The sequence below is a fragment of the Mariniradius sediminis genome, from assembly GCF_021491425.1.
GTDB classification, from domain to species: domain Bacteria; phylum Bacteroidota; class Bacteroidia; order Cytophagales; family Cyclobacteriaceae; genus Mariniradius; species Mariniradius saccharolyticus.
Window position 1 is genome coordinate 1 of the sequence record NZ_JAKEVZ010000032.1, and the last position, 3,453, is coordinate 3,453.

The 3,453-nt window shown below is 35.9% G+C and carries 2 protein-coding genes; both read right to left on the reverse strand.

The features are described from left to right. Window positions 1-141: 141 nt before the first annotated feature. Window positions 142-1,881: a DUF262 domain-containing protein gene (locus L0U89_RS20080; protein WP_234863166.1), complete on the reverse strand. Its 1,740-nt coding sequence runs from the start codon at window positions 1,879-1,881 to the stop codon at window positions 142-144. Window positions 1,882-2,092: 211 nt separating this feature from the next. Then, window positions 2,093-3,190: a DUF6794 domain-containing protein gene (locus L0U89_RS20085; protein ID WP_234863167.1), complete on the reverse strand. Its 1,098-nt coding sequence runs from the start codon at window positions 3,188-3,190 to the stop codon at window positions 2,093-2,095. Window positions 3,191-3,453: the final 263 nt, after the last annotated feature.

A 3,453-nucleotide genomic window follows, 5' to 3' on the forward strand; every position in this document is an offset into this window, starting at 1 on the left:
CCGCCTGACCGAAAAACGATCCCGTTTTCGCCAGCCAATCAAAAATCCCAAAAATCTACCACTTCCTTTAAAAAACTTCTATTTCCTTGATTCAAGGGGAGGTTGTGCAACGGTTACGGCTGTTAGCGGCTGTGGTTCTCATTATTTTACTAAGTTTTTCTGTTTTAAAAAGGCAATAAATTCATTCACTATTCTTTCGCTTCTGTTTATTATGTCTTGCTCAGTGAAGTCGGTTTTAGTGGCTGCCAAATTAATTAGTTCAGTAATAATTGAGCCTGTTTTATGCTGTCCTTTGTCATTGGTAAAACCTTTGTAATATTTGATTTTATCACTAAATCTATAGTCCGCAGCTCTAATATTTATTTTGTCTTCAAGTAAAGATTTGTTGCCAAGTGCCTCTAATAATTTTGTGTTACTTAGTGACTTATCGTTTTCTTGTCTTTTTTTCGCAAAAATATGTTCAATGTCAAAAATTGTATTAAGTGTTGGGATTTCTTGATTATCGTCTTTAAATGCCCACCAAGTTAACATTGACCTTGTTATCGGTCTGCCATTTTTAAATTCAAAATTATTTATGGCTGTCCTTAATGAGTGTTCGTCAAATTTATGTTCATCAAAGTTGACTATTTTGTCAGTAACGATATTTATCATCTCGGCATAAACTGGCGTTCTTAAAGCATTAACCCCGGGATTAGTAAATGCAAATGCCCAAACAAATGCGATTGTTTTATTTAAAAACTCGTCTAATTTGTTATCCTCTAGTTGTCCAATATCATTCTTGTTTTGAAGAAAATAGACTGACAAAAAATATGTCCACATACCATTTGGTGCGGAATTGAGGATAAAAAGTTTTCTTAGGATATTGGGTGAAAATCTTTCAGGATTTTGGTTATACACATCATGCCAAAAATCAACAAGGATTTTGAGATTTGATAATGTCTCATCTTGCTTTAGAATTGAGTATTTACCTTTTTCGTAAAATTTGCGTAAGGCCTCCGTTGTGCTTGATTTTATTCCTTGTTTCGCACGAACAAAATACATATAACGTGTGAAAAGTTCATCCATTGGAGTTCCATTCAATGGTTTGAAAATCCTACCTGTAATTTCTTCAAGGTCTTTCCATTGTTCAATGAATTTGTCTTTTTGGTTCTTTGTTGAATAATGCTTATAAAATTGTGCTTTGAATATGTCTGCGTCAGACAGTGGCAAGCCTCTATCATTTAAAGTTGAGAAAATTCTCAAAGCGGTGTCTTGCGATTCTGCTTCAATTGGCAATAGAATACAATTACCTAAAATCCTTGCGGGCAAGTATGCAAAATATGACGGGTATTCACTTAAAAAGTTATCTATCTTTTCTTGAAAAAAGCGATAGTTTTTAGCGTAGTTACTCTTTTGGTCTTTGTTTACAATACCAGTCTTCAGTATTTCTAAAAACTCTTCTTTGTCATTATCGGTTGCTACTTCTGAATCAATTTTTAGAATGTTTAGATTAGGTTGTCCAAACTCATTTGTTTTCCATAAACATTGTGCAATTCTTTCACGAGTGCTTTTAGAGTTCTCGTCTTGCATATTTCCAAACTTTGCATAAAAAGCTCGTAATAGCAGCATCAGAGTTGTTAAGCGTTGTTGTCCGTCAATTACTTCTTTTTTATTTCTGTCATTTTCAAAAGTTACTATTGAACCTAAGAAGTATTCTTCATTACTGTCAAATTTGTCACTGTTATTGTCTGGAAAAGCGAAAGTGAAAATGTCGTCCCAAAGAGTTTGGCATTGACTTTCTTCCCAAGCGTAAGGTCTTTGATAGTCAGGGATAAGAAAGTCAGATTTTTTGTCTGAAAAAAGTAACATTATTGTTTTCTGGTCAACATTAAGTTTTGACATATTGATATTTATTATTTGTTATTCGTTTTTTATTTATGGTGCAGTCGTCCTACCATTGCCGCTAACGTTTGGCTATTTGCAGTGGCTGGCTTTTGAAACCGTATTTGTCCACCGTGACCAAACGTAATAGCGAAGATAAAACTTTATACTTACACGTCACCCAGCCATTGCAAATAGCTGCTGTTGGGCACAGTGTTTTTTACTCCGTTCTTTATATAGTGTCCCATTGGTCATAGTCAAATGTTTTCACTTGTCCGGCTTTCATGTACGTGATAACTCTCTTTTTAGGCTTCTCCCATTTTTTAGTCTTTGGGTTAAAAATTTGAGTATTCTCATTGTCAGAATACACTATGCCTTTTTTGTCACAGCTTTCAATCAAATAAACTGTCAGTTGAAAGGTCTCTTTATTTAGTCCAACTATTTTTCCCTTAGCTAGACATGAGTCGTTGTCGTACTTTTCCTCCTGCTCAGGAGTTGAATAACCGAAATTGTATTTAAATAAGACTGTGTCACCTACCGAGTACTCCGAAAATTCATCTTGCTTTCTTTTTAAGTCGTCCGCTTTTGCTTTTTCCCAATAGTCTTTATAATGCTGAACTTGCTCTTCTAACTTTATCTCTTTATTGTTAAGGTGTCGATGATAACTTTCCAGGATTATTCCCGACATATCATCGGGGTGGGTGATACCCATTTCATTAAAATACTTTGAAAGTCTTGAGCCGCCCCACAACTGCCAATTGTTTCGCATCCACATTCCAAATCCCAAATGAACTCGTCCGGAAAATTCGTCTTCTGTCCATTGTTTGACTTTTAGCTTTGTACTGTCATTCCAAAATGAATCGATTTGCTTAAAGCAATCCTCTAAGTCCTTTGGTATGTAAACACCTCTTAAGCTGTCGGTGGTGTATCGAACTTTATCTTCATCATTCCATTTCTTTTCAATTTCTTGATAAGGCTTCAGAAGAGTCCTTTCGTCAATGGTTTGTCCCAGTAAATGATTTTTAAATGCAAGGAAGACAACTATGTCTTGGTGAGTTGTTACACCTTTGTTAGACAGATACCTTTTTAGTTTGGAATCACTATCACTATTTGTCCATTCAAATACTGTCTTATACTTGCCACCCCATGGGTAACCTAATTTTTTTAAGTCGTTGTCCGGTGTCACTTTGATTGTCCGCTTTAAACTGTCGGGGCAGTCAGAGTCCAAAAGTTTTATAGCCTGACTTAAATTTGTCGGCACTTGCTTTGTCTGACCGAAACAAGTTGTCCCAGTTAGAATTGTCAGTATTGTTAGTAGGAGTATCTTCATTGAAAAACATTGTGCCCAACGTTCCGGGGGTTTGCGATGGTGGGGGAGCAGTACTAAACTTTATCCGAAGCAACTGAACTTCCACCTTACACCAATGTGTCTGCGAAGCACGGAACCCCCGCTATCGCAAACCCCTTGTGCCTGTTGCACAACTCGTTGACGGAAGATACAAATTAATTTAGGTTTTTGGGTAATCGAAGGTTTTTAAAATGGTTTAAAATGTTGATATACAGTTGTTTGGATTGTTGTTTTTACCTATTTTA

What these genes read in the sequence shown, in the direction of transcription:
- L0U89_RS20085 (WP_234863167.1), bottom strand. Translation starts at nt 3,190, where the DNA reads ATGAAGATACTCCTACTAACAATACTGACAATTCTAACTGGGACAACT.
- L0U89_RS20080 (WP_234863166.1), bottom strand. Translation starts at nt 1,881, where the DNA reads ATGTCAAAACTTAATGTTGACCAGAAAACAATAATGTTACTTTTTTCA.